Source organism: Cupriavidus sp. FW305-3-2-15-C-LB2 (genome assembly GCF_058787575.1).
This window is the reverse complement of sequence record NZ_JBYSZW010000023.1, coordinates 55,963-78,850: the sequence shown is the minus strand read 5'-3', so window position 1 is coordinate 78,850 and position 22,888 is coordinate 55,963. Positions and strand designations below refer to the sequence as shown.

20 protein-coding genes are annotated in these 22,888 nt (G+C 57.6%); 2 read left to right on the top strand and 18 right to left on the bottom strand.

Annotated features, from left to right (window positions below; genetic code table 11):
* Positions 1-24 precede the first annotated feature (24 nt).
* The 7 genes from AC3WRR_RS18235 to AC3WRR_RS18205 all read right to left on the bottom strand — a co-directional run bounded on the left by AC3WRR_RS18235 (position 25) and on the right by AC3WRR_RS18205 (position 8,773).
* The gene (locus AC3WRR_RS18235) at positions 25-1,584 is read right to left on the bottom strand and encodes a class I adenylate-forming enzyme family protein (protein ID WP_492297720.1); all 1,560 of its coding nucleotides are present in this window, start codon (positions 1,582-1,584) and stop codon (positions 25-27) included.
* Between the two features lie 73 nt (positions 1,585-1,657).
* Positions 1,658-3,070: a TIGR00366 family protein gene (locus AC3WRR_RS18230; protein WP_492297719.1), complete on the bottom strand. Its 1,413-nt coding sequence runs from the start codon at positions 3,068-3,070 to the stop codon at positions 1,658-1,660.
* Between the two features lie 453 nt (positions 3,071-3,523).
* Positions 3,524-4,075 (bottom strand): OsmC family protein, encoded by a 552-nt coding sequence (locus tag AC3WRR_RS18225; RefSeq protein ID WP_492297717.1) that lies wholly within the window; start codon positions 4,073-4,075, stop codon positions 3,524-3,526.
* 76 nt (positions 4,076-4,151) lie between these two features.
* Positions 4,152-5,765 (bottom strand): long-chain-fatty-acid--CoA ligase, encoded by a 1,614-nt coding sequence (locus AC3WRR_RS18220; protein ID WP_492297715.1) that lies wholly within the window; start codon positions 5,763-5,765, stop codon positions 4,152-4,154.
* A gap of 41 nt (positions 5,766-5,806) precedes the next feature.
* Positions 5,807-6,637: an enoyl-CoA hydratase/isomerase family protein gene (locus AC3WRR_RS18215; RefSeq protein WP_492297713.1), complete on the bottom strand. Its 831-nt coding sequence runs from the start codon at positions 6,635-6,637 to the stop codon at positions 5,807-5,809.
* Between the two features lie 47 nt (positions 6,638-6,684).
* On the bottom strand, positions 6,685-7,683 hold the full coding sequence (acuI, locus tag AC3WRR_RS18210; RefSeq protein ID WP_492297711.1) for an acrylyl-CoA reductase (NADPH): 999 nt from the start codon (positions 7,681-7,683) through the stop codon (positions 6,685-6,687).
* A gap of 298 nt (positions 7,684-7,981) precedes the next feature.
* Positions 7,982-8,773, bottom strand: coding sequence for a crotonase/enoyl-CoA hydratase family protein (locus AC3WRR_RS18205; protein ID WP_492297709.1), 792 nt, complete (start codon positions 8,771-8,773; stop codon positions 7,982-7,984).
* 564 nt (positions 8,774-9,337) lie between these two features.
* Here AC3WRR_RS18205 and AC3WRR_RS18200 point away from each other — a divergent pair.
* A complete protein-coding gene (locus tag AC3WRR_RS18200) occupies positions 9,338-10,453 on the top strand; it encodes a helix-turn-helix domain-containing protein (RefSeq protein WP_492297708.1) in 1,116 nt (371 codons plus the stop codon).
* A 134-nt stretch (positions 10,454-10,587) separates the two neighbouring features.
* Here the strand turns inward: AC3WRR_RS18200 and AC3WRR_RS18195 are convergent, their stop codons facing one another.
* The 9 genes from AC3WRR_RS18195 to AC3WRR_RS18155 form a co-directional block, all read right to left on the bottom strand.
* Positions 10,588-11,136 carry a GNAT family N-acetyltransferase gene (locus AC3WRR_RS18195; protein WP_492297706.1) on the bottom strand — a complete coding sequence of 183 codons (549 nt, stop codon included), beginning with the start codon at positions 11,134-11,136 and terminating at the stop codon, positions 10,588-10,590.
* Complete coding sequence (locus AC3WRR_RS18190) at positions 11,133-12,365, bottom strand: M20 aminoacylase family protein (protein WP_492297704.1); 1,233 nt, start codon at positions 12,363-12,365, stop codon at positions 11,133-11,135. Before AC3WRR_RS18190 ends, AC3WRR_RS18195 begins: the two co-directional genes overlap by 4 nt.
* The gene (locus tag AC3WRR_RS18185; RefSeq protein WP_492297703.1) at positions 12,358-12,852 is read right to left on the bottom strand and encodes a 6,7-dimethyl-8-ribityllumazine synthase; all 495 of its coding nucleotides are present in this window, start codon (positions 12,850-12,852) and stop codon (positions 12,358-12,360) included. Before AC3WRR_RS18185 ends, AC3WRR_RS18190 begins: the two co-directional genes overlap by 8 nt.
* A 90-nt stretch (positions 12,853-12,942) precedes the next feature.
* Entirely contained in the window at positions 12,943-14,418 is a 1,476-nt protein-coding gene (locus tag AC3WRR_RS18180; RefSeq protein WP_492297701.1) for a sodium:solute symporter family protein, read from the bottom strand.
* Complete coding sequence (locus AC3WRR_RS18175) at positions 14,415-14,639, bottom strand: DUF3311 domain-containing protein (RefSeq protein ID WP_492297700.1); 225 nt, start codon at positions 14,637-14,639, stop codon at positions 14,415-14,417. The genes AC3WRR_RS18180 and AC3WRR_RS18175 overlap by 4 nt, the downstream gene beginning before the upstream one ends.
* 128 nt (positions 14,640-14,767) lie before the next feature.
* Entirely contained in the window at positions 14,768-16,201 is a 1,434-nt protein-coding gene (locus AC3WRR_RS18170) for an NAD-dependent succinate-semialdehyde dehydrogenase (RefSeq protein ID WP_492297698.1), read from the bottom strand.
* Positions 16,202-16,240: 39 nt separating this feature from the next.
* Positions 16,241-17,485: an MFS transporter gene (locus AC3WRR_RS18165; protein WP_492297696.1), complete on the bottom strand. Its 1,245-nt coding sequence runs from the start codon at positions 17,483-17,485 to the stop codon at positions 16,241-16,243.
* Between the two features lie 14 nt (positions 17,486-17,499).
* Positions 17,500-18,009, bottom strand: a complete 510-nt coding sequence (locus AC3WRR_RS18160; RefSeq protein WP_492297694.1) for a flavin reductase — start codon at positions 18,007-18,009, stop codon at positions 17,500-17,502.
* Positions 18,010-18,054: 45 nt separating this feature from the next.
* Positions 18,055-19,425 (bottom strand): LLM class flavin-dependent oxidoreductase, encoded by a 1,371-nt coding sequence (locus tag AC3WRR_RS18155; RefSeq protein ID WP_492297692.1) that lies wholly within the window; start codon positions 19,423-19,425, stop codon positions 18,055-18,057.
* A gap of 222 nt (positions 19,426-19,647) precedes the next feature.
* Between AC3WRR_RS18155 and AC3WRR_RS18150 the strand changes: the two genes are divergently transcribed.
* Positions 19,648-20,214 (top strand): helix-turn-helix domain-containing protein, encoded by a 567-nt coding sequence (locus AC3WRR_RS18150; RefSeq protein WP_492297690.1) that lies wholly within the window; start codon positions 19,648-19,650, stop codon positions 20,212-20,214.
* A gap of 569 nt (positions 20,215-20,783) precedes the next feature.
* Here the strand turns inward: AC3WRR_RS18150 and AC3WRR_RS18145 are convergent.
* The gene (locus tag AC3WRR_RS18145) at positions 20,784-21,461 is read right to left on the bottom strand and encodes a DsbA family oxidoreductase (RefSeq protein WP_492297688.1); all 678 of its coding nucleotides are present in this window, start codon (positions 21,459-21,461) and stop codon (positions 20,784-20,786) included.
* A 113-nt stretch (positions 21,462-21,574) separates the two neighbouring features.
* Positions 21,575-22,489, bottom strand: a complete 915-nt coding sequence (locus AC3WRR_RS18140; RefSeq protein ID WP_492297686.1) for a dihydrodipicolinate synthase family protein — start codon at positions 22,487-22,489, stop codon at positions 21,575-21,577.
* Positions 22,490-22,888: the final 399 nt, after the last annotated feature.

Below are 22,888 nucleotides of genomic sequence, written 5' to 3'. Positions count from 1 at the left end.
TCGTGGCGTAGTAGGAGAACCCGTTCAGGCGCTCCAGAAGGGAAGTTGCTGGACCGGCTGAGTTGCCAGCCATTTTGAGAGTTGGCCACGGTCGACCTTGCCGGTACGTCCCGTAGGCAATTCCGTACCGACGTAGCAGATGTCGGGATGCTTGAACTTCTCAAGCACGCATGAGAGTTCGCTTCGCATCACCCTTGCGTCAAGGTTAACACCTGCTTTGGGTATCAACAGTGCCTGGATTCGCTGGCCCATCACTGGGTCAGTGGTGCCCGTTACTAGGGCAGCTGCGATGCCGGTGCAACTGGTCAGCGCGCGCTCCACCTCGACGGGCGTTACCTTGTTTCCGCCGCGGACGATAACGTCCTTCAAGCGGCCAACGATGGATACGAATCCGTCGTCGTGACGAATTGCCAAGTCACCGGTACGGAACCAACCGTCCTCGAAAGCTGCGGCCGTGAGCTCCTCATCGCCAAGATAGCCGTTCATCAGGTAGGGGCTCATTAACTGTAGTTCGCCCGGCGCATCTTCTGCGCCCTCCCCATCGCTGCTAACGACGCGGAACGAAATTCCCGGGAATGGCTTGCCAATGGTTCCCTCGTGCGACTGATAGTCCCTAGGCTCGAGAACAAAGTCGCTTGTTGATGTTTCCGTCAGGCCGTAGACATCATAGAGAGATGCGGGCTGAATGAAGGCGCGCAGCGCGACCGAAAGGTCCTTCCCGAGCGGCTCGCCGCCGATGACCATGGCGCTCAAACTTCTTACATCCTGTAGGCGGGCTTTCGCGTGTGCAAGCTGCTCATCCGTCAGGGCGCTAAAAGTTGCTCGCACCATGGTTGGCACGACGCCTAGAAAGGAGACCCGCTCGCGTGCCAGCGCGTCGAGGAACTCAGCCGGCGAGAATCGCGCCTGAGTTACCAACCGGCCGCCAGCCAACAGAGTCAGCAGCGCCACCCATATGCCAAAACTGAAAGTATTGTTCAGCACCAGCATGGTCACTGTCTCAGGTGACAGAGAGAACTGCCGCTGGTTTTGGTCGAGCTTTCCAGAGAAAGCAGTGTGCGAAAGCACAGCAGCCTTTGGCAGTCCAGTCGAGCCCGACGTGAAGATAATCAGCGCACCATCCCGAAGCGTCTTTCCCCGGCTTTCGTCTGCATTGGGTGCCTCGCCGCGTTGCCACAAGTTGACGAGGCTATCGCTGTCGGATAGGAGGTCCAACGCAAAGCGGCACTTCGCCTTACCTTGCATGGCGGCCGTTACCGCTTCAGGTGTGGTGCGATGTACCGGTGCGACAACCCCTCCGGCCATCCAAACTCCGAAAAATGCTACGAAATCCAGTGGATGGTTCGAGCACTTCACCATTACTGGGTCATATGCCTCGATTCCGACTTCGCGTAGTTGTGTAGCTACTTCGCGAGACTGAGCCAGGAACTGCGCATAGGTGAGTTTGTATCCCTCACCGCATAGCGCCATACGGTCTCCGTTTGCGAGGGCGGCTTTCTCGAGACTGGTTGCGAGATTTCTGTCCACTATTGTCACCGATTCGATGAGTTTCAGTTGGGACCTCAGGCGGGTACGCAGGAACATCCTGTAGCAAGAATTCCTTCCCGTATGCAACCCGAAGCCCACGCTGGAGCAATGCCCGTAGTCCGAGTGCGGACTAGCCGTGCGGAAGCGCGAGTAGCACGCCGCCCATTACAGCACACATGACAAAGAAGATGATTAGCGTGTAGCCCATAACCCGGCCGAGGCCCACGCCAGCAATGGCGAGCAGCGGGATTGCCCACATCGGCTGAATCATATCCGCAGCACCCTCGCCTAGTGCAACCGCGATAGCTACAGCCGCCGGCGGCACTCCCAGGCTGGTCGCTGCCGGGACTGCAAAGGGAGCTTGCACAACCCAGTGACCGCCAGCGCTTGGCACGAATACGCTGACGATGAGAGACGAGATGAACGTCCAGAACGACAGCGTATTAGTCGAGGAGTACTGGACAAAGATTTCTGACATCCAGTCCGCCAGCCCAGTGGCGGTCATGATTCCCATAATCCCGCCATACAGGGGAAACTGCAGCAGAATCGGGCCGGCAACCCGAGCAGCATTGTTGACAGCCTTAAGGTATGCATGTGACGAGCCGTGCATCAGCAGTCCCAGCAGCAGGAAAATCAGTACAAGCATGTTGAGGTCGAGCTTGAAAGAACCGCTCGCTGCCTTCATGCCGATATACCATGCACCAACGCCCACAAGCAGGAGGTTGACCAGCCGGCTGTGGTTCAACCAGCCAGCGATGGACTTCGGTGCCGGGGGGTCCGCTGCGATGGTGTCTTCCCTCTTCAGCTTCTCCGGGTCTGCGGGGACGGCTTCCTTCGCGTTGGGCATCATCAGCCAGAAGACGAGCGGGATGAGGACCGCAAGCACCAGAAGCGGGATGTAGTTAAGCGGCGACAACAGAAAGTCCTTCATCGGAAGTACCTTGCCGGTGAGCTTCTCAATGATGTTCATCGGAGAACCACTACTTGCGCTCAGCAGCGCAATGGAACTCGAAATACCACACACGTAGAACGACCACCCTGCGTATGCCGCTGCCACCAACCAGGCGAAATCAACTCGAACTCGTTTGGCAACCTCTCGGGCAAACAGCGCCGTGACCACCAGCCCAAACGCCCAGTTCAACAGGGTGCTAACCAAGGAGACGAAGAACGTCAGGACCATCGCTCCCGCCGGAGTAGTAGCCCTATCTGCGGTTGCAGACAGCAATTTTGCCACCGGCTTTGAAGTGGACAACGCATGCCCGGTAACCAAAGTCAGAGCGACAAGAAAGGCGAAGCTGGCAATTTTGAAGACACCGTCGTACCAGCCCGTGAGGATTTCTGGGACAGTGCCCTTAGGGGCAATTGCATAAGCCAACACGCAAGTCACCGCGGTGAGCAGCACAGCAATGACATATGGGTCGGGCATGACCTGCTCTACCAGGCGCACGCATAGTCGGCTTAGACGCCGAATGAAGCTACCTCCAACAATCGCCTCAGAATCTGTGGGTATTCCGGCGTGTGAGTTCGAATCGGAAAAGGCCATCGCTTGTCTCCATTTAGCGCAGTAGACATCAGTGCCTGCTAATTTGACAGGCAACCCGATGTCACCAGTTGACTAGTCATCTATTTTTTCTGAAACAGAGGACCACCAAAGGCATTTTTCACTCAAGAAATCGGGCAATCCTATAGTTCCTTGCCCGTATGGAAAGGCTTACATCAGCGTAAGAGCAGCCGATGCATCTGTCACCTCGCACTGAGGGCAGCTTCTATCGTCGTCCTAATGCAGGTTTAGTCGAAGGAAGCTGTCCGAATCACTACGCCTCTGCGCTGCCGGGGAACCCTTGCGGTTACGTACATGTTTGTCTCCTGGTTTATTATTTTGATGGCTTACCCGTGCCTTGGACACGAGCGGTGAGTCTCTTGGACTCGGTAGATGAAGATAAGCCCATTGTGGACTAGGAATGGCGCCACCTAGTCCACTGGCTTCTTGCATCAGTTATGCAAGCAGCGTCGTAACCTTCACCGGATTTGCGAGCGTGTCGCGGATTGGCGACGCTGCTTCGAGAGCCGCGATGAGTTCCTGCTGCTGTGCTTGCGATGCTTCGGGGCAATCGAGGCGAACCTTCACCTTGATTTCCTGGGCACCGGGGCGCACAGATTTGTCGATGCCAAGGAAGCCAACCAGGTCGATGTCGAACTCGAGGTCGAGGTCGATACGCTTGAGTTGGATTCCGCGGGTTGCTGCGCAAGCCGCCAGCGTGACGCCGTAACAACCAGCGAGCCCCTGCAGCACATACTCCGCCGGGCTGACCGCCTGGTCGGTGCCCAGCAGAGAAACCGGCTCGTCCGTCTGAAGACTGAATTTTCCTTGGCGGCTCTTGTCAGCCTCGCCAGCTTGACTCAATGCACCGGTTTGCGATTGCATGCGCAGGCCACCGTTGGACGTGCTTTCCAGCGAGAAGGTAACTTTCCCTAGCTTAGGGTTCTCGCGCACAGCGGCAACCGTTTCGGAAAGGGCTTTGGGGTCCAGATAGGGTTGATTGCTCATTGGAACTCTCCAGAAGATTAGAAAAAGGAAGGCGCTCGTCCGTGCGTAGCTCGGGAGTTACGCACTCAGCACCCCACTAGCAGTTTGCAAATTCACCTTGGCTCAGCATCTGACGAATGCGCTTCTTGTCAATTTTTCCTACCGAAGTACGCGGCAGTGCTTCCGTGACTACCCACTGGCTTGGCACCCACCAACGGGCAACCACTGTTTGCAGCCAGCCGGACAGTTCTTCAGAGTTCGCCGTGACGCCGGACTTGAGAACAATTACCGCTGCGGGCCGCTCCTGCCACCGAGAGTCCTCCACTGCGACAACTGCCACGTCATCGATGGAAGGGTGCGACCTGATAGCCTCCTCAAGGGCAAGGGACGGAATCCACTCGCCACCGGACTTGATGGCATCCTTCGCCCGGTCGGAGAGACAAACATAGCCATCCGAGTCCAAGGTGCCGAGGTCGCCGGTACGTAGCCATTCGCCATCGAAGCTTTCGCGGTCGTCGCTGCCCAAATAGCTCGCGGTTACCCACGGGCCACGAATCTGGATTTCGCCGACGGTCTTCCCGTCATTAGGAAGAGCACCTCCGCCCAGCTCCGCAACGCGGACCTCCAGACCGCAAACAATGCGGCCTTGCGTTGCGCGATAGCGCTCCCGCTCCGTGTCGCAGTTTGCCCAAGGGGGTGTCTTGCAGATAGCAGACATCGATGATGTCTCCGTCATCCCCCATGCCTGGTACATCTCGACACCCAACTCGGCGTAGGCGGATGCTAGGCTCGTAGGTACTTGGGCGCCACCGCAGCTGATGGCCTTGATACTTCCCAAGTCCTTCCAGCCCCGCGACCGAAGTGCTTCCAGGACGTCCGCCCAGATTGTTGGCACACCCGCAGCCAAAGTGGGAGCGTGGCGTTCGATGAGCGTGAGCAGGTCCTTCGCGTGCAGCGATTGACCTGGCAGAACCATCTCAGCGCCACCCATCAGTGCAGCGAAAGGAATTCCCCAACCGTTGACGTGGTAAAGCGGGACGGCTGGCAGGATGCGGGTGGCTGCTCCGATGGCCAAGGAGTTGGCCGTGCACAGCGACATTGCCTGAAGCCAAAGTGAGCGATGGCTGTACGCAACGCCCTTTGGCATACCGGTCGTGCCACCGGTGTAGCAGACGATTGCAGCACAATCTTCCTTCACATCATCCCACTCTACTCGAGGCGAGGCCGTTGCCAGCAATGCCTCGTAGTCGCGCACGATGATTCCGGACGCCTTCGGTAGGTCCTGTGCCTGGGCACCCACAACGATGACCGCTTTGACCGTTGGGCACGTGGGAAGAATTTGAAGCAGACGCTCTACTTGAGCGGCGTCGCAAATGATAACCTCGTCGCCACCGTGATTAATCACGTACTGAACTTGGTCATCATGCAACCGGACGTTAATCGTATGGAGTACACGCCCGGACCCAGGAACCCCCAGATATGCCTCTAGGTGTTCTTGAGTTGCCGCACACAGCGTGCCTACAACAGCATCGCTGGGACAACCGAGACCGCTTAGCGCATTGGCAAGGCGCCCGGCTCGCTCGGCGATGATAGTAAACGGAACGCCATCAGCCTTCTGCGGTGTGTAGACTCGCGAGCGGCCGGTGACGCGCTGGATGTGGCGCAACAGCAGGGGGACGCCAAGCTGCTGCGCTTGCATCGTGGATTGCATTTGGTTTCTCCGTTCCACGAATGATGCTCGCGCTAGTTCCGTTACTCTTTCGAGCCGGCTTCGAGTTTCCCGTAGCGGGAATCCCGCCAGTTCAGCGCGCTGCGAAGTCCATCGTTCTTCACTCGCTCGCCAAACTCCGCCTTTTCGGGCGAGTATGCGGCGTTGAGGGTCGCAGCCAGGTCGAGGTTCACGTTGACAGCGTTCCGCAGCCCCATCGCTTCGTATGCCCGCGTCAGCGCAATCTTCGTCAGCTTCAGGGTGATGGGAGGAGTGATAGCGATGCGCTCTGCCAGGTGCGTCACCGTTGCTCGCAGGTCCTCGGGTGCTGTAACCCGATTCACCATGCCGAGGCGCTCTGCCTCTTGCGACGTGATGACATCGCCGGTCAAGAGCAGCTCGTTCGTCTTCTTCTGTCCAATCAGGAAGGGCATCAGCAGTGTGACGGGCCCCGACCCGAAACGGATTTCCGGCTCCCCGAAGTTTGCCCTGTCCGTCGCGATAATCATGTCGCAGGCCATGGCCAGCTCGCATGCACCGGCGAGGCACCAGCCGTCCACTGCGGCGATGGTCGGCTTCGTCACAGACCACACGGCCATCGAGAGACCGACATTTCGTGTCAGTGCCCCGTGCCAGTCCTCGGGTCGAGCGATTCCTGCGTCCACCTCCTCGGCGATGTCGTACCCGACTGAGAAGTTCTTCCCTTCACCCGTGAGTACGATGACGCGAACTTCATCGTTCGCCTCTAGCTCGCGAATGGTGTTGGTCATCGTCTTTACCACTTCCGACGAGAGCGCATTCAACTTGCTCGGCCGATTAATCGTCACCCATGCGATGGGACCTCGCAGCTCAACTTTGACAACGGCTTCACTCATGTCAGTCTCCTTTTGTAGTTTGGTTCGAGTTCGCTTATGTGCGGGTACTAGGCGTTGACGTCGACCAGGACTCGGCCTTTCAACTTGCCGTCGAGCATTCGCTCGGCCGCACCCATTACCTGTTCCAGGGAAACGGTGGTCGCTGTGATACCTTCCAGCATCTGAATGGGGAGGTCGTAAACAACTCGTTTCCAGGTCATCACGCGTTCGGGCGTGGGCAACATCACCGAGTCCACGCCAATCAGGTTGACGTTGCGCAGAATGAACGGCATGACGGTAGTAGGCAGGTCTGCACCGCCTGCCAGGCCGCACGCTGCAACCACACCGCCGTAGTTCATTTCTGCCAGAACGCGAGCCAGGACCTTGGACCCCACCGTATCGATAGCCGCGGCCCACCGCTGTCCCTCCAGGGGACGTGGGTTGTCTGCCCATTGCGGACCGTCGACGAACTCAGCGGCACCCAGGGTTGCAACGTAATCGTGCTTCGCTGGGTCTCCTGTCAGCGCAGTCACGCGATAGCCCAGCTTGTTCAAGATGGCCACCGCGACACTGCCCACGCCGCCCGCTGCACCGGTCACCAGGACAGGACCGCTCTTCGGGTTCACGCCAGCGCGCTCAAGTGCGTTTACACACAACATCCCTGTGAAGCCGGCCGTACCCACCATCATTGCCTGGCGGGTGCTGAGCCCCTCCGGCAGCGGGACGAGCCAATCGCTGTTGACACGTTGGTATTGCGAATACCCACCCCAGTATTTTTCCCCGACACTCCAACCCGTCAGGACAACTTTCGTCCCTGCCTTGAACTGCGGATTGGACGACTCCACCACGGTCCCAGCGAAGTCGATTCCGGGCACAAGAGGCCAAGCCTTGACGATTTTTCCGCGCCCGGTGACGGCCAACGCGTCCTTAAAGTTGAGCGTCGAATAGTCAATCTTCACCAGCGTGTCTTCGTTCGGAAGGTCCTGGCGTCCGAGTGTCTCAATGGACGCTTTGGTCTTTCGCTCTTCTTCCCGGAGAACCAGGGCACGGAACTGTTCGATGGACATATAGGGCATCCTTGGGTTGAGCCGCTGAACGAGCGGACATTCATGAAAAGTGGCTTGGTCCAGACCGATAACGCAGCGTATTCGGCTGGGTGCGAGGCTAACTAGATGGCCAGTCAACTATCTTCAGGGGGTCCGCAGGCTCAAGCCCATCGACCCTCCCTGCCTTGCTCGCAATCGCAGCGCCTCAGAAGCGTTTTTCCAGACAGTCAGTCAACTATATTGGCTGACCATCCTAGCGTCAAGGCAGAAAGAACCCCGGGTTTACGCGGTGTGGGCCCCGGAGTTCAGTGGCCAGCGCTCAACAGCCTGGCCGAACCTTGTACGCCTTCTTGCTAACAAATTCGCCCAAGCGTTCTTGCACGTCGCGCCCAGTCTGCACCACAGCAGCCATCAATCCTTCCGCGAACAAGCCTTCGGTAGGCGCCATTTCCGCGATACGGTTGATAGAGCTTACGATGGCGTAGTTGGACAGCGCCGCATTGCTGGCGATTTTCTGCGCAAGTTCCATGCTGAGGTCGTACGCGGATTTGGGATTGCCATCGGTATTGCAAACGTAGTGCGCCAAACCAAGTCGCTCTCCCTCTATGGCATTCAACACGCGTCCCGTCAGCATCATTTCCACCATCCGAGCGGCCGAGATAATTTTGGCGGTGCGCACCGTGGCTCCTCCGCCCGTGAAGATGCCCCGCGTTCCTTCAGGCAACGCAAAGAAAGTACTCTTGTCAGCTACTCGTACATGCGCAGCGCTCGCCAGTTCGAGGCCTCCGCCCACGACGGCGCCCTGCAAGCAAGCGATGACAGGAATGCCACTGTGCTGAATCTTGTCGAAAGCGCGATGCCATCCCTGGCACACACGCAGAAATTCAACTGCGCTCCGTTCCTTCTCGTGGTGTTCTTTCAGGTCCAAACCGGCACAGAAATGCTCCCCTTCCGCAGTCATGAGAACGGCGCGGATGTGTCCCGGGACGTTTGAAAAGTACGCGTCTATTTCCTCTATTGCCCGCTCGTCCAGCGCATTACGCTTGTGCGGCCTATTGAGAGTGATGATGCCGATGTTGCCCTGCTCGGACGTCAATAAAAACGGACTCACTTGGTCTACTCCCTTGAATTGAACGGAGGGACAGCTAGGACGGTAGAAATCGCCTACCGCGACGAGTCACGGCCCTATGGGCGCGCGCTCTTGGACGCGTGCGCTCGCTCGCGCAGACCGATAAAGATGCAAAAATCGCCACGCGCCGACCAGATTTGCTTGGGGGGCCATGCAGGAGCACGGCTTGTTTTTCAGCTCTTCGAATGCCTACGCCGTGAGCCAGCCTGGTCATCCCATACTGGTGCGCTGCCTTTCATGTCTCGTTTCAGTCTGGCTTCTTTATACGTGACTTCACCACCCATCCCAATTGCCAATGGAGACTTCCAGTATGCAAAAACTGCCACAATGAAAGTGACCTGCCGAGGAGCTTTGGGTAAACTGTTGGCGGGAATGTCACCCAACGTACACTTCCGGCTTACGTATGTAGATGTCGCCTCATTCGGCAAGTAGAGACACACGTGGGAGGGAGGACACTTGTTCGCGTGACACGTGGCCCCTTACAGGCGCACTTCCCTTTTGCTACAGCGGACGCGCCTAGGACTCCATCAGTTGCTCGATTGAGACATGCGCTCGAAGGACAACACAACCTTGGCAATTGATGAAGGCGGGACGAACGGGCCTGCTCAAACCTTCTCGGCGGCGACAGTCTCGATAGGATTGGTGCAAGACTTGCTAACCAGCCTGCGCGCATCGTGCTCAAGCCGTGTTTTGGACGATTGCCTGAAACAAGCGGGCATCGTCAAGGAGTTCATTGACCATCCTGCCTCTCGTTTGACGCACGACCAACTCGTCAGGCTCTACAAGGAATGTGCTGCAGCAACCGGTGACGAGATGATGGGCTTGTGGAGCCGCCCCATACGGACCGGCTCTTTGAAATACATTGTGCGGGCAGTGATGGATGCGCCCACAATCAATGTAGCGTTGTACCGATTCACACAGGTCTGGAATCTGCTGCTGGACGATTACCGGCTGAATCTTGCTCAAGGTGAAAACACAATGAGTGTGGAGCTGATTCGCCGTACCGCGACAGCGAGCGTGAACCGCTTCGGCCATGCGTTGATTCTGAAACTTACGCACGGCATCGTCTCATGGCTGGTAGGTCGTGAAGTCCCGGTCCAGAGAGTCGTGTTCGCCTTCCCACGTCCACACTTCGCAACCGACTACCCAATTCTCTTTCCTGCGCCAATTGAGTTTGGAGGAGCAATCTCGAAAATCTCGTTCGGAACCGACCTTGGGAAGGTCCGACCGGGCCGTACCGCAACTGAGGTACGCGCCTTCCTGGAACGCGCGCCCCGCGATTGGATTTTTACCTCCTATCGCGAGCATGCAATGCGACTAAAGGTCCGTGAACTTCTGTACGTGGACTTGCGTCGCACACTGAACGACGTCGCGGGGCAGCTTCACATGTCCGAGCGGACGCTAATTCGCAGATTGCAAGACGAGAACTTGTCCTTTCAAGGAATTAAGGATGAGCTACGCAGGGACTTGGCTATCCAGAGCCTTGCGCGCCACGATATATCGTTAGCTGAGATTTCCTATGCCTTGAGATTCAGCACACCAGCCGTGTTCCACCGCGCCTTTCGCCATTGGACAGGCATGACTCCGGGCGTGTATCGCACTGCGCAGCAGCAACTGATAGGGTCTCCACTAGAGGCGAGCGTGGAACCAGAAGGTGCCTGACAGCGTCTGCCGCCATCAGGACATTGGAACCACTTTCTCACCAAGGGGCGCACGCCACCGGCAGACCGCCACGTGCTTGCTGTCTGCGCCGGCTAGCGCGCCGTTATATCAGCCGGGTGCACTCTCGACAACGCTCAGCCATCCACTGGATGCTCAGGAGTTTCGAGGGTCAGCTGGTAGAACGCCGCGTCCAGCCAACGGCCGAATTTGAACCCAGCTTGGGAAATGGTACCCGCGTGGACAAAGCCCAACCGTGTATGCAGTGCAACGCTACCTGCGTTGGCCGCATCGATGCAACCCACAACAACATGCACCTGTGCTTCGCGTGCCCGCCGAATGACCTCCCGCATCAAACGCTCGCCGAGACCGCGTCCGCGATGTTCATGGTGCACATACACACTATGCTCGACAGTGTACTTGTAAGCGGGAAATGCGCGAAATGTTCCCCAGGTTGCGAAGCCAAGCAGTTTGCCTGACGTATCAAAAGCACCCACGACCGGAAAGCCACCGGCACGCTTGGCGGCGAACCACGTCGCCATTGATTCTGGAGGCCGCGGCACATAGTCGTACAGCGCCGTTGAATTAACAATAGCCTCATTCAAGATGTCGAGAATGGTGGATGCATGTTCGGCTTCATTACAGTCGACCAATCGCACATCATCATTCGAGTCAGCTGAACTCATTTGAACTCCTTCTTACTTGCAACGTCTTCAGGGTCGATAGCGGATGATTGAGCGGGGGATTGCTTGAAATACCCATGCGCCAAAGCCACCCAATATCGTACGCCTGTCGGAATTATTTCGTCATTGAAATCATAGGACGGATGATGCAGCCCTACAGCAGCTTCATCGTGCCGCCCGTTTCCAATTAGCACATAAGCTCCGGGGCGGGCCTCCAACATGAACCCAAAGTCTTCGGACGTCATGTTTGGGGGTACGTTGCCGTGGGTCCGGTCATCGCCAAAGGTCGCACTGATGACCGACTCGCACAGGGCGGTTTCTGCCGGCGTATTCACAGTCGCCGGATAGTACTGAAAGAACTCCACAGCAATGTTCGCCCCATAGGCGGCACCCATGCCATCACACATACGACGCAAATCCTCTTGCAGCTTATCGAGAACGGTCGAAGACAGCGTTCGGATAGTGCCGCGAAGCTCCACTGAGTCCGGAATGACGTTGTCAGTATCGCCAGCGCGCATCATGCAGACGGAAATAACTGCAGGCTCGACTGGATTCTTGTGTCGAGCGGCCAGTGTCTGACATTGCAGCACGACGCTACAGGCAAGTGGAACAGGGTCCAAGCCATTCTGCGGTTGTGCGGCGTGTGCGCCCTTTCCAGTGACTGTGATGCGAAACCGCACGCCGGCGGCCATAATGGCTCCGGTTCGGAAGCCAAATTCGCCGGCCGGCAAGCCCGGCCAATTGTGCATACCGAAGACAGCCTGCGCTGGAAACCGTTCGAACAAGCCGTCATCAATCATTTTCTTGGCACCTGCCCCACCCTCCTCGCCAGGTTGAAACACAAAATGTACGGTGCCCGGCAAGGTGGGAAGGCTTTTTAGCACACGGGCAGCACCAAGAAGCATCACGGTATGGCCATCGTGACCGCAGGCGTGCATTACCCCAGGATTTGCAGAGGCATAACCAAAATCATTTGCTTCGTGAATGGGAAGCGCATCCAAATCCGCTCGCAACATGATGGCGTGGTCAGGGTTGGCGCCGGGAAGGCTTGCCACCACTCCGGTCCCGCCAAGGCCACGTGAAACGGTGTAGCCTAGGCTTTCCAGTTCTCGTGCCACGATGTCGCTAGTGCGATACTCCTGGAAGCGAAGTTCTGGGTGAGAGTGCAGGTCCCGGCGGAGTTCGCACCAGTACGCGCGCCCGGCTTCCAAGGCATGTTCAATATCACTCATGGCCGACTCCGACACACTGAGGTCGCAAAGCATCCAATGCCGCTAGTGTGCGTACGCATGCATCGGCCAGCTCTTGACCTTTTATGACCAAATGCTGTGCGAAGAATGCGTGCGATTCGCCCTCCTCACGAAAGTGGTGAGGCGTCAGCACCATGGAGAACGCAGGGACGTCCGTTTCCAGTTGCACACGCATCAACGCGTCCACCACCGTCTGGGCCACGAACTCATGTCGGTAGATGCCACCGTCCACCACAAGCGCAGCACCTGCAACCGCCGCATAACGGCTGCTCCGCGCAAGACGACGTGCGAACAGTGGTATTTCGAATGCCCCTGGCACCTCGAAGCAGTCAATCCGGTCCGGACCGATGCCGTACTCCCCAAGACGAGCGACAAAAGCGTCATGCGCGCCGGCAAGCAGCTCGGCATGCCAACAGGACTTGATAAGAGCCAGTCGCCCAGCGACCGGGACTTCAACGGGATGGTTCATACTCGAAAGAATGCGCGATTACGTATTTCATGAGCCGGTAGGACGACAGTAGGGACCGCCTACCAACCGGCCGATGTACTAACCAAAGACTCAGGAAACGCTGACTTGTACGTTGGAGGAGTTCTCCGTCTTTCGTGTGAGAACTGAGACAAGCACGAGCGTAATCAGATTGAGAGACAGCGCCACGATGCCTACGTTTAGGTCTTTGAGCGGCTCAGGCAAAAAGGGAAACAGAGCAGCAACCGACGATTTCGTCAGCGACACCCACGCCACCGTCGCCACCCCGACCAGAATGCTTGCAAAGGCAGCCGGTCGAGTGACCGGGTTGTTGCGCAGCAAGCTCGCCACAAGTACTGGAAACAGCTGTGTAACGAAGGCATACGCCATCAGCAACAGGGAAACAATTGTCTTTCCGCCTTGCAGCGTGAAGAAGATTGCAACGGCCATTACGCAAGGCGCCATCCACTTGGCAACGCGGGCGATGTGGACGGTATCTGCCTGCGGCCGTAGTGGTCGGTAGACATTGTTGGCAATCAGCGTCGCTGCGGTCATCAGAATCATCGAGCCGGGAACCAATGCGGTTAGCACCCCGGCCGCGCCGATAACGCCGATGAACCATGGGTCAAAAGTCTGCAAGGATATCTTGAACAACGCTAGGTCAATTTCGCTGCCCTGCAGGCCCGGCACCTGCAATACAGCAGCGAAGCCGACAAAGAAGATGAAAAGCAACATCAGCTGGTAAATGGGCAACACGAAGGCATTCTTGCGCAGGACTTCCTCACGCTTGGCGGTATAGGTCGCCATGAACATGTGCGGCCACATGTAGAAGCCCAGGGTCGACAGTAGTACGGTGGATACCATCCACACCGGACTTTCGCCAGAAGGGCGCAAGGCCAGGAAACCTGGTTTGGCCGCTTCAATGGCGGCAAACATGTTGCCGATGCCACCATAGTAGTGATAGGGCAGATACAAGCCCAGGAAGATGGCCACAAACATCACGAGGATGTCTTTGACCACTGAGGTCCACGCCGAGCCATGAACGCCGGATAGGGCAACATACAGTGCGACCACAAAAGCGCCAATCCAGACTCCTTGTGTCGCCGACAAAGCAGAGTACGAAGCGACGCTGACGATAATGCCCAGGCCCTTGAGTTGGAGTACAAGGTATGGCATCAGTGCGATGATGCCGACCACAGCTACCAGCATGCCTAGCGCGGGGCTCTGGTACTTTGCTGCAAAGAAGTCTGGCTGCGATATCAGTCCTCGCTCTTTGGCATAGCGCCAGATTGGTGGCAGCAACCAGTAGGAAAGCACGTAGCAAAGGCTGCCATAACCAAGCATATAGTAGGCAGGCCCGCCGTGCCCATAGGCATAACCGCTGCCGCCAAGAAACACAAAGGTGGTGTAAATTTCCCCCGCCATGAGGAGAAACACAATTGCCGTGCCAAATCCACGACCGCCAACGGCCCATTGTTCCAGGCTCATGTCTTTGCCTCGCCGGGCGCGAATGCCAAGCCCCAGAGCCAACGCCATGGCGGCAAAGATGAAAATGAGTGCGCTATTCATACTTGACCCCCGGTGTACTCAGGGTCGCGAGTGACGTCGAGCTGCACGCTATCTGCTCGGTAGATTAGAAACATTACTGCTGAGGTAATGACCAGCGTGAGGGAGAGCCACCCTAGCAAAAATGGCATGCCGAGAATGTAAGGCGTGACCCGATTAAGAAAGAACGGACCGACGAGGACGGCGGCGAACGGCAGCAATGCAAGTGCGTGAATGGGGCGCATAGCTTGTCTCTTTGCAGCGATTGAAAAGACGAGCACCTCCGCGGCGCCTCTTTAGAGGCACCGTACTATCGATACTCGTCGCGAAATGCGGTGCGGCTAGGTGAGCCTGACACCGCGAATTGTTTAGGCTAGCGCCAGGTCATCAGATGGGAGATGTTCTTGACGACCGTGTAGCACTCCAGGCCTTCCACGCCGCCCTCGCGTCCATAGCCACTTTCCTTGACTCCACCGAATGGAGTTTCCGATACGGCGGATACCAAGTGATTGATGGCGAGGTTGCCAACTTCCAGTTCGTCGCTAATACGGAAGGCATTCTCTGCGGACCGCGTAAACGCATAGCCTGCGAGGCCATATGGGACACCGTTAGCGCGAGCGATAGCTTCGTCGACGCTGTCGACAGGCGCGATGAGACTCAGCGGACCGAATGGCTCCTCGTGCATAGCACGCGCGGCCTGCGGGACATCGGCCAACGCTGTAAAGGGGAATAGGTAGCCTGACCCTTCCAAGCGCTCACCTCCACACAGTAAGCGTGCGCCGTGGTCCAAAGCGTCTCGTACCAGTTCACCGAGCGAGTCAAGCCGACGCTGGTTTGCGACCGGGCCGATATCATTGCCACGCTCCAAGGCATGTCCCGTGCGAATGGCCGCGCCATGGCGCGCGAACGCCTCAACAAACGGTTCGTACACATCACGCTGCACAAAGAAGCGCGTCGGAGCGACACACACCTGCCCCCCGTTGTTCAGCTTACCTTTGACACAGGCTAGTGCGGCCGCTTCCGGGTCGGCGTCCTCGCAAACAATCACCGGGGCGTGGCCGCCCAATTCGAGGATGGCCGGTTTCATTTGCTGTGCCGCAAGTCCGGCTAAGTGCTTCCCTACTGGCGTCGAACCCGTAAACGTGATGGCGCGCACAACCGGGCTTGCTATCAGGTGAGAAGAAACCATGGCGGGGTCGCCGAAGACCACGTTCAGAACCCCGGCCGGTAGACCCGCATCCTGAAAGGCCTGAGCCAGGAGTACCGCGCCAGCCGGGGTCTCTTCCGCGGCCTTCAGGATGATGGCGCAGCCTGCGGCGAGCGCACCTCCGACTTTGCGAGCAGGCGAACTCAAGGGAAAATTCCACGGTGTGAAGGCGGCAATCACGCCGACCGGTTCACGTACCACGGTATGGCGCATACCGAACTCGCCGGGAATCACCCTGCCATATAGCCGCTTGCCCTCGTTGGCGTCCCATCGCATAAGGTCGCAACCACGGAGTACCTCAGCGCGGGCCTGGGCCAACGTCTTACCCTGCTCCATGGCAATAGCGGTGGCGATAGGTTCGACGCGTTCCGTCAAGAGGTCGATAGCACGCAGCATGATTTCCGCCCGCTTGGCCGGCGGAGTGTATCGCCATGTGCGCTGACCCTTCGCGGCGGCTGCCAGTGCATCATCGAGGTCAACAATGCCCGCCAGCGGAACCGTGCCGATTGTGCTTTCGTCCGACGGATTTATGATGGGCCGGCCTTGTGCGCCTCGCCAATCGCCGCCTATCAGCATGCGGATTTCGGGATATAAGCTCATTACGTGTCCTGATACTTGCGATGAAAGAAGGAGATGACCCTAGCGCCGGCCGCCTGCCATACGAACCGCCTCCGGATGGCGGCGCAACTGCCACATTGCAAGGCAACCCAATGCGGGTCCGATAGCCAACATGCCGAAGCCACCTCGCCAGCCGAGATGGGCCACCACATCTGGAACAAGATGGATACTCACCAGCGTCAGCAGGAAGCCAGCACAGGTTTGAGCCGTCATTAATGTGCCCACCGACGAAGGCTCTGCGAGCTCTGCCACGCTTGCCGAAAACTGTGCTGAGTCTGCTATGACGGAGAACCCCCAAACCAATGCAATGGCAACCAGCACCTCGATGGGACCGCTGGTAAGCCAACCGATTAGCGTGGCGCAAGATGCGCTAACGGCCATGGCCCCCATCGTGACGGCAGTGCGTCCTACTCGGTCTGCCAGCCAACCGCCAAACCAAGCGCCAACCCCGCCGAACGCGATGACGCCAAAAGTCATCCACTCGGCGGCCAAACGAGGCTCGGCCACGCCATGGTCTGCGAGAGTCTGCTGTAAGAACAGCGCAAGCCATGCCCACATTGCGTACAGTTCCCACATATGGCCGAGATAGCCAAGGTTCGCCAGCCTCACCGCTGGATTCCGCCAGGCTTGTGCAACTGCGGATATATCTATGCGCGCAGCTCGCCGGATGTTCGGGCCAATGCCAGCAAGGCAAATCCCGCCGGCCGCAAGGACTGCACACAAGGCGGCTAGACCATATATGGCACGCCAGTCCAACCCCTCCATCCCCGCAACAAGGTGCGGACTCGCAGAGCCGAGTGTCAGGGCTCCTACAAGCAAACCAATCAGCAGCCCCATATCACCCTGAGCCCACGTCGCGGCAAGTCGCATGCCCACCGGATACACACCCGCCATGCACATGCCAGTCAGGAAACGCAGCGATACGACGGCCGCGCCGGTAGGAGGCAAGAGCGCCAACGCGCCGGTAGCCACTGCGGCCACGAGTGCCGACCCTGCGAACAAGCGGCGCAAATCGTAGCGGTCGGCCAACGAGAGCAAAGCGGACGCGACCGTTCCCGCCACGAAGCCAAGCTGCACAGCGCTAGTGAGCAGAGCTTCATCGAAGGGGCGAATGGCGTGAGCTTGCTTGATAATGGCAACAGCGCTGCTCGACGAGAACCAGACGCCCATTGCTGCCACTTCGGCCAGCAGCAAGATGCATAGGGAAGCAACTTTGCTGCGCCCGCCAAGCGCATCGGGCTTCAGCGTCGTGCGAGATGTGTCCACGGGAGGCGAGTTCGTCATGCCGCGGAAGGTAGCGTGCGCGCCGGCGTGGTGACGCGATGGAAGTCGCGGGCGAAATAAATGAGCCCATCCCGATTTCCGCTAGTGCACGCAGCCTTGATTTCGCAATAGAACACCGTATGCGTGCCGACCTCGTTGACGGATACAATCTCGCAATCGAGTGCGCTTACGGCACCGCGCAACACAGGCGCCCCCGTTTCCAGCCGCTCCCAGTTCGCGCTTGCAAACCGCTCTTCGATGGCGATGTCCTTGGTGGCAAAACGCATTGCCACATCCTGCTGGTCAGCGGCCAAGACGTTCACGCACAGTCGGCCATTCTCACGCATAACGGTGTTGTTACGGCTTGCTCGATTGATGCAAACCAGCAGGGTCGGCGGCTCATCGGTGACCCCGCACACGGCGGAGGCAGTGAATCCAGCCAACCCGCTTTCCCCATCAGTGGTGATGACGTTAACGGCCGCCCCGAGGCCCGCCATTGCATCTCGGAAAGTAATCTTGTCTACCATGGTATTGACCCTGTGCAGGGTTCCTTGTCAGGGATATCCGTTGCCTTAGCGCTGAGAGCCGCCGGACCGATACTGCGCAGCGGCGTGCGTAGCGGGGAGCCGAGCGTGACCAAAAAGCTTTTCGCGATAGCTGCCTTCGCGATAGGAGGTTTTGTACGCACCCCGCTCCTGGAGGATTGGCACCACGAGGTCAATCACGTCGTCGAAGCACTCGGGAACGACAGTTCGAGACAGGTTGAACCCGTCAACCCCAGTCTCTTCACTCCACGCCATCATTAGGTCGGCCACCTGCTCGGCCGACCCGACCCACGGTGTCTGCCGGCTGCCGAGGACCAACTGCTCCAGGAGCTTGCGGCGTGTCCATTGCGGTCCAGCCGCTCGGGTCATGGCTTCTACGTTTGATACGATTGCCTGGCTCTTACCCGTCTCGATGGGCTCGTCGATGTCGTAGCGTGCGAAGTCGATGCCCAGAGAGGCAGCGGCATGCGCCAGTGCGCCCTCCGAGCTAACATAGCGCCGGTACTCCTCAAATTTCTCCTTCGCTTCCGCTTCCGTGCGGCCAATAATTGGTGTGGCGCCGAGGAAGACCTTGACATCATTAGCGCTGCGGCCCAACCCGACAGCTTGCGCACGAATGTCGTCAACGATTTCTTTCACGCCTTCCTTCTTTTGACCATTCACAAACACGCATTCGGCATGGGTTGCGGCAAAGAGCCGGCCACGTGTGGAGGAACCGGCTTGATACAAAACCGGCGTGCGCTGCGGCGAAGGCTCGCACAGGTGCATTGCCTCGACCTTGTACTGCGGGCCGTGATGACGAATTACTCGCACCTTGGAAGGGTCAGAATAGATACCTTCAGCGCGGTCCTTGCGAACTGCATCATCATCCCAGCTTCCTTCCCACAGCTTGTACATGAGAGACATGTACTCGTCGGCCAAGTCGTAGCGGTCGTCGTGTGCGATTTGCCCTTCGATGCCGATGGCTCGAGCCGCGCTATCCAGATAGCCGGTAACAATATTCCACCCGACACGCCCGCCAGTCAGGTGGTCGAGCGTTGACATACGTCGTGCAAACAGGAACGGTTGTTCGTACGTGAGGTTTGCCGTAACACCGAAGCCGAGATGCCGGGTGACCGCAGCCATAGCAGGGATTACAAGCATTGGGTCATTGACTGGCACCTGGACTGCACTACGCAGCGCTGCGTCAGCATTACCGCCGTAGACGTCGTACACGCCGACCACGTCGGCGAAAAAGATGCCATCGAACAAGCCCCGTTCCAGCTTCTTCGCATAGTCGGCCCAGTATTGCAGTTCGCTGTAGCGGCTCGACTGGTCGCGCGGGTGCGTCCACAGACCTTGCTGGATATGGCCCACGCAGTTCATGTCAAAAGCGTTCAGATGGATTTCACGTGGCATGTCGACTCCTGTTCTGGCGAAGAAGGGTTGCGGGAACATCCCGCGCATGTCGTTTACTATAGTGGACGCTCGACTACCAAAAAAGAGAAAAATGACTAGGGTTAACACGGAGGTCGAAAGAGACCAGTACGAGACGCTCGGCGCACCTCAGCCGCCGAGTATTGAAATGTCGCTCTTATAATGGCGTTCATGTCACACCCCACCACATCTGCCGCCCACAGCATGTCCCGAACACCCACCGACCCGACGAACGCCATTTCTGCTCGCGTGCGCGTCGAACGCGAATCGCGAGGCTGGTCTTTGGCCGACCTGGCTGAGCGCTCCGGCGTCTCAAAGGCCATGATTAGCAAAATCGAGCGAGGCGAAGCTAGTCCCACGGCCACGGTCCTCGGCCGGCTTTCCGGCGCTTTCGGGCTTCAGTTATCGATGTTGCTTGCGTTGGCCGAACAAACTGGGGAGCGGCTGAGCCGTCTGGCGGACCAGCCGGTTTGGGAAGACCCCGAAACCGGCTATACGCGGCGCGCTGTGTCACCGCGCACTGGCGGTATGCTGGAGTTGCTGGAGGTCACTCTGCCCGCCCAAGTACGAGTTTCGTACCCATCGTCAGCCTTTTCGTTTCAGCACCAGCAAATCTGGGTACGCAACGGCACTCTCGTATTCGAGGAGGGCGAATTAACCCACCGGCTAGAGGCTGGAGACTGTCTGCAACTGGGGCCTCCGGCCCCATGCACGTTCTTTAATCCGGGAGCAGAGCGGTGCGTCTATGTGGTTGCATTAGTCCGGCGATGATGGACACCCCGGTGGCGGAATTCAACTTCTGTCAAACCATGTGGCAGGGGTTCCTGCCGCTACTCGCCACTCTCGCTGAGCGGCTACCGTAGCAATCGAGCTAGCATCAGAGCTATGCAATGCAGGGATTCGGCAATAGCAGCAGGACTACTTTGACGTTCCGCCCTCGAGTAGAATTACGTACTCTGCAGAAGGAGCTATGTCAACGGCCACTCTGCAGCGTCATAGTTGAAGCTAGGCGTGAACTACCATGACACAATGATGGGAATCTATAGGCCCTTTTGGCGGGGGCGACAACGCAAAAAAGGCTCACCGTCAATCAGACCGATGAGCCTGCGCTAGCGCGTTGATGCCGGTGTGTGGAGCCGCCTTCGTAAAGAATCGCAGAGTGATTCGTCCCGACCTGACTGCTCCCCGCCGCTATGTGAGACGCCTTACCTTTGACCTGACGGCCTAGCAGGGCACCTGGCAGGAGCAAAGGAGCAAACTACGAAGGGACGACAACATTAAAGCCTTCGTAAGAGACTCTGGAGCCAGGCCCCTTCCCTCCCCGCATCGTTCCAGCAGAGTTAGTTGCAGCATCCGTCGATGCTACAGCTTGCCGCCGACTCCTCATTCATATCATCAGCGTCAACGGCAGCTTGCTGCAAGGCTCTTCTGAACACCTCCTCCCTTTGCGCACCCGATACGAACGATTTCCCATTAAAAACAAATAGCGGCACCCCACTACCAACCGCGCCCAATCGCCTCTCGTCTCGCGCCACCTCCGACACCAGCGCGGCATCATCGAAATCAATGGGCATTTCGGAAAATCCGACGCTTCCGGCGATAGTACGCAGAACGCCTCTATCGAATATATCGAGTCCCTCGGTAGTGCTTGCAGCGAATAGGCGCTCGATGAGCCGGTTCCTTGCTTCCCCTGAGCTAATTGACTTTACCAACACGTGAGCATCTGTCGTGTCGCCAAACCGCATGCTATCGAAGTTATATACCAAGTCTTCCATCGCTCCGTTCGCAGCAACGGCATCCATCATTCCTTCGGCCGCCACACGACTTCCGAACTTGTTGTAAAGCGCAAGCTTGAAATTTTCCGGGACCATCCCGCGAGCGAGGCGATATGCCCTATATGAGACAACAAGTTTCACCTCTTTCGACAAGGACTTCGCCGCCTTCTCCAGGCGCCTCGTGGCTATCCAACACCACGGGCAAACAAAGTCAGACCAAACCTCTACCTCAACTCGCTTCATCCATCACTCCTTAGGAAAATCGTTCCTTAACGAGAGCAAGCAGCTTCCAGCGCCCTCGTCGAATTCAGTACCAGACTCTCGCGCGACGCCCAGTCTTCTCCACAAGGCCACGTCTAGTGAAGTATCCCAATGCGATGCAACACCGCTTTCAATTCAGACGTGCGAACTTCATCCAACGGTTCCATAGCCACCTTGCAGGTGTCGTGCTCAATTACACCCATCCACTTTAGGGCCCGCTTGTAGCACTGGGGATATTGCAGTACGTTAGCGAAAGCCACGGCATTCAGTGGGCAGACTGTCTCATAGAAAATTTCCCTCGCCTCTTCCACGTTTCCTTGCTGAATCAAGTCGAATATCCGACTTTGCTCACGCGGCAGGACGCAACTTGCAGCTGACGTCATCCCCTTGGCGTCGTAGCAAAGCATCAGAAAATTCAGTTGGTCATGTCCAGCCCATGCCTGCAACTTCCCTTCCGTCGCAGCCTCATACTGGGCAATCTTTCCGGGATAGGGAAGAAAGAGCTTGGCGCAATGAAGAGTCGGAATGTCGTCGGCAAGACGCTTTAATAGAGGAAGCGAAAGTTCAATACCAGCACCGCCGTCGTACACCATTAGGGGCAACGACGTTGAGCACCCGATATGTCTAATGTGGCGATATATTCCCTCACTGGCGTGAGGGTGGTAATACGGTCCAGTAGTAAATATGTAGTCAGCGCCTGTTCGTTCCGCATGCTTCGCGAATTGCACGCTTGCATCGGCGGATGATTCATTCACACCAATCCCGACGGGAACACGCCCTCTAACTTCGTCGACGACGATTTCGGCAAACACTCGTCGTTCCTCATCGGTTAGGCAAAACACTTCGCCAGTGCTTCCCAAAGCCAGAATGCCATGCACACCGTTGTCAACGACGAAATTCACAAGCGAGCGTGTAGATTGTTCATCAATCCTTCCGTCGGGTAGCAAGGGCGTAACCAGAAGTGCATGGTTTCCAAAAATCCTGGCCTTTCGCTCTTTTAAGTTCAGCATATCTCCGAGTATCTCTTTTCGATGGTGGCAAACATACGCCAGCCTTTGGCTGCAAAGCCGCGAAGCGGACGAATCCAACGACAGATAGCTATCTTCGTGCCACCCATCCATCGACTGCCAGGCGACCGTATTTGCGCGGACTTGAACCTATCAAGTCGCGCTTCGACCGCAATCAGGCGGCAACTCTGGTTTACACATGTATGCCGAGTGTCACGCCTGGTTTACGGACGAGGTGTCGGTGCGCCGTCCTCGCCGCAGAACGGAGCCTCATGTCTGAGCACAAAACTTGCGATAGGACCTGTGCGTCGCTGGATGACGGCGCCTCAGCAGACGACTCGCCACCCTGCTCCCGCCATTCGGAGGAACAGCGCTCCACGCAGTCAAGCAAATGTACGAAAA

Coding starts and splice junctions, on each gene's coding strand:
- AC3WRR_RS18145 (WP_492297688.1), bottom strand. CDS start 21,461: ATGAAGCGAGTTGAGGTAGAGGTTTGGTCTGACTTTGTTTGCCCGTGG.
- AC3WRR_RS18180 (WP_492297701.1), bottom strand. CDS start 14,418: ATGAATAGCGCACTCATTTTCATCTTTGCCGCCATGGCGTTGGCTCTG.
- AC3WRR_RS18220 (WP_492297715.1), bottom strand. CDS start 5,765: ATGCAATCCACGATGCAAGCGCAGCAGCTTGGCGTCCCCCTGCTGTTG.
- AC3WRR_RS18235 (WP_492297720.1), bottom strand. CDS start 1,584: ATGTTCCTGCGTACCCGCCTGAGGTCCCAACTGAAACTCATCGAATCG.
- AC3WRR_RS18195 (WP_492297706.1), bottom strand. CDS start 11,136: ATGAGTTCAGCTGACTCGAATGATGATGTGCGATTGGTCGACTGTAAT.
- AC3WRR_RS18160 (WP_492297694.1), bottom strand. CDS start 18,009: ATGGTAGACAAGATTACTTTCCGAGATGCAATGGCGGGCCTCGGGGCG.
- AC3WRR_RS18175 (WP_492297700.1), bottom strand. CDS start 14,639: ATGCGCCCCATTCACGCACTTGCATTGCTGCCGTTCGCCGCCGTCCTC.
- AC3WRR_RS18140 (WP_492297686.1), bottom strand. CDS start 22,489: ATGCTGAACTTAAAAGAGCGAAAGGCCAGGATTTTTGGAAACCATGCA.
- AC3WRR_RS18185 (WP_492297703.1), bottom strand. CDS start 12,852: ATGAACCATCCCGTTGAAGTCCCGGTCGCTGGGCGACTGGCTCTTATC.
- AC3WRR_RS18155 (WP_492297692.1), bottom strand. CDS start 19,425: ATGCCACGTGAAATCCATCTGAACGCTTTTGACATGAACTGCGTGGGC.
- AC3WRR_RS18230 (WP_492297719.1), bottom strand. CDS start 3,070: ATGGCCTTTTCCGATTCGAACTCACACGCCGGAATACCCACAGATTCT.
- AC3WRR_RS18150 (WP_492297690.1), top strand. CDS start 19,648: ATGTCCCGAACACCCACCGACCCGACGAACGCCATTTCTGCTCGCGTG.
- AC3WRR_RS18225 (WP_492297717.1), bottom strand. CDS start 4,075: ATGAGCAATCAACCCTATCTGGACCCCAAAGCCCTTTCCGAAACGGTT.
- AC3WRR_RS18200 (WP_492297708.1), top strand. CDS start 9,338: ATGCGCTCGAAGGACAACACAACCTTGGCAATTGATGAAGGCGGGACG.
- AC3WRR_RS18190 (WP_492297704.1), bottom strand. CDS start 12,365: ATGAGTGATATTGAACATGCCTTGGAAGCCGGGCGCGCGTACTGGTGC.
- AC3WRR_RS18215 (WP_492297713.1), bottom strand. CDS start 6,637: ATGAGTGAAGCCGTTGTCAAAGTTGAGCTGCGAGGTCCCATCGCATGG.
- AC3WRR_RS18170 (WP_492297698.1), bottom strand. CDS start 16,201: ATGAGCTTATATCCCGAAATCCGCATGCTGATAGGCGGCGATTGGCGA.
- acuI (WP_492297711.1), bottom strand. CDS start 7,683: ATGTCCATCGAACAGTTCCGTGCCCTGGTTCTCCGGGAAGAAGAGCGA.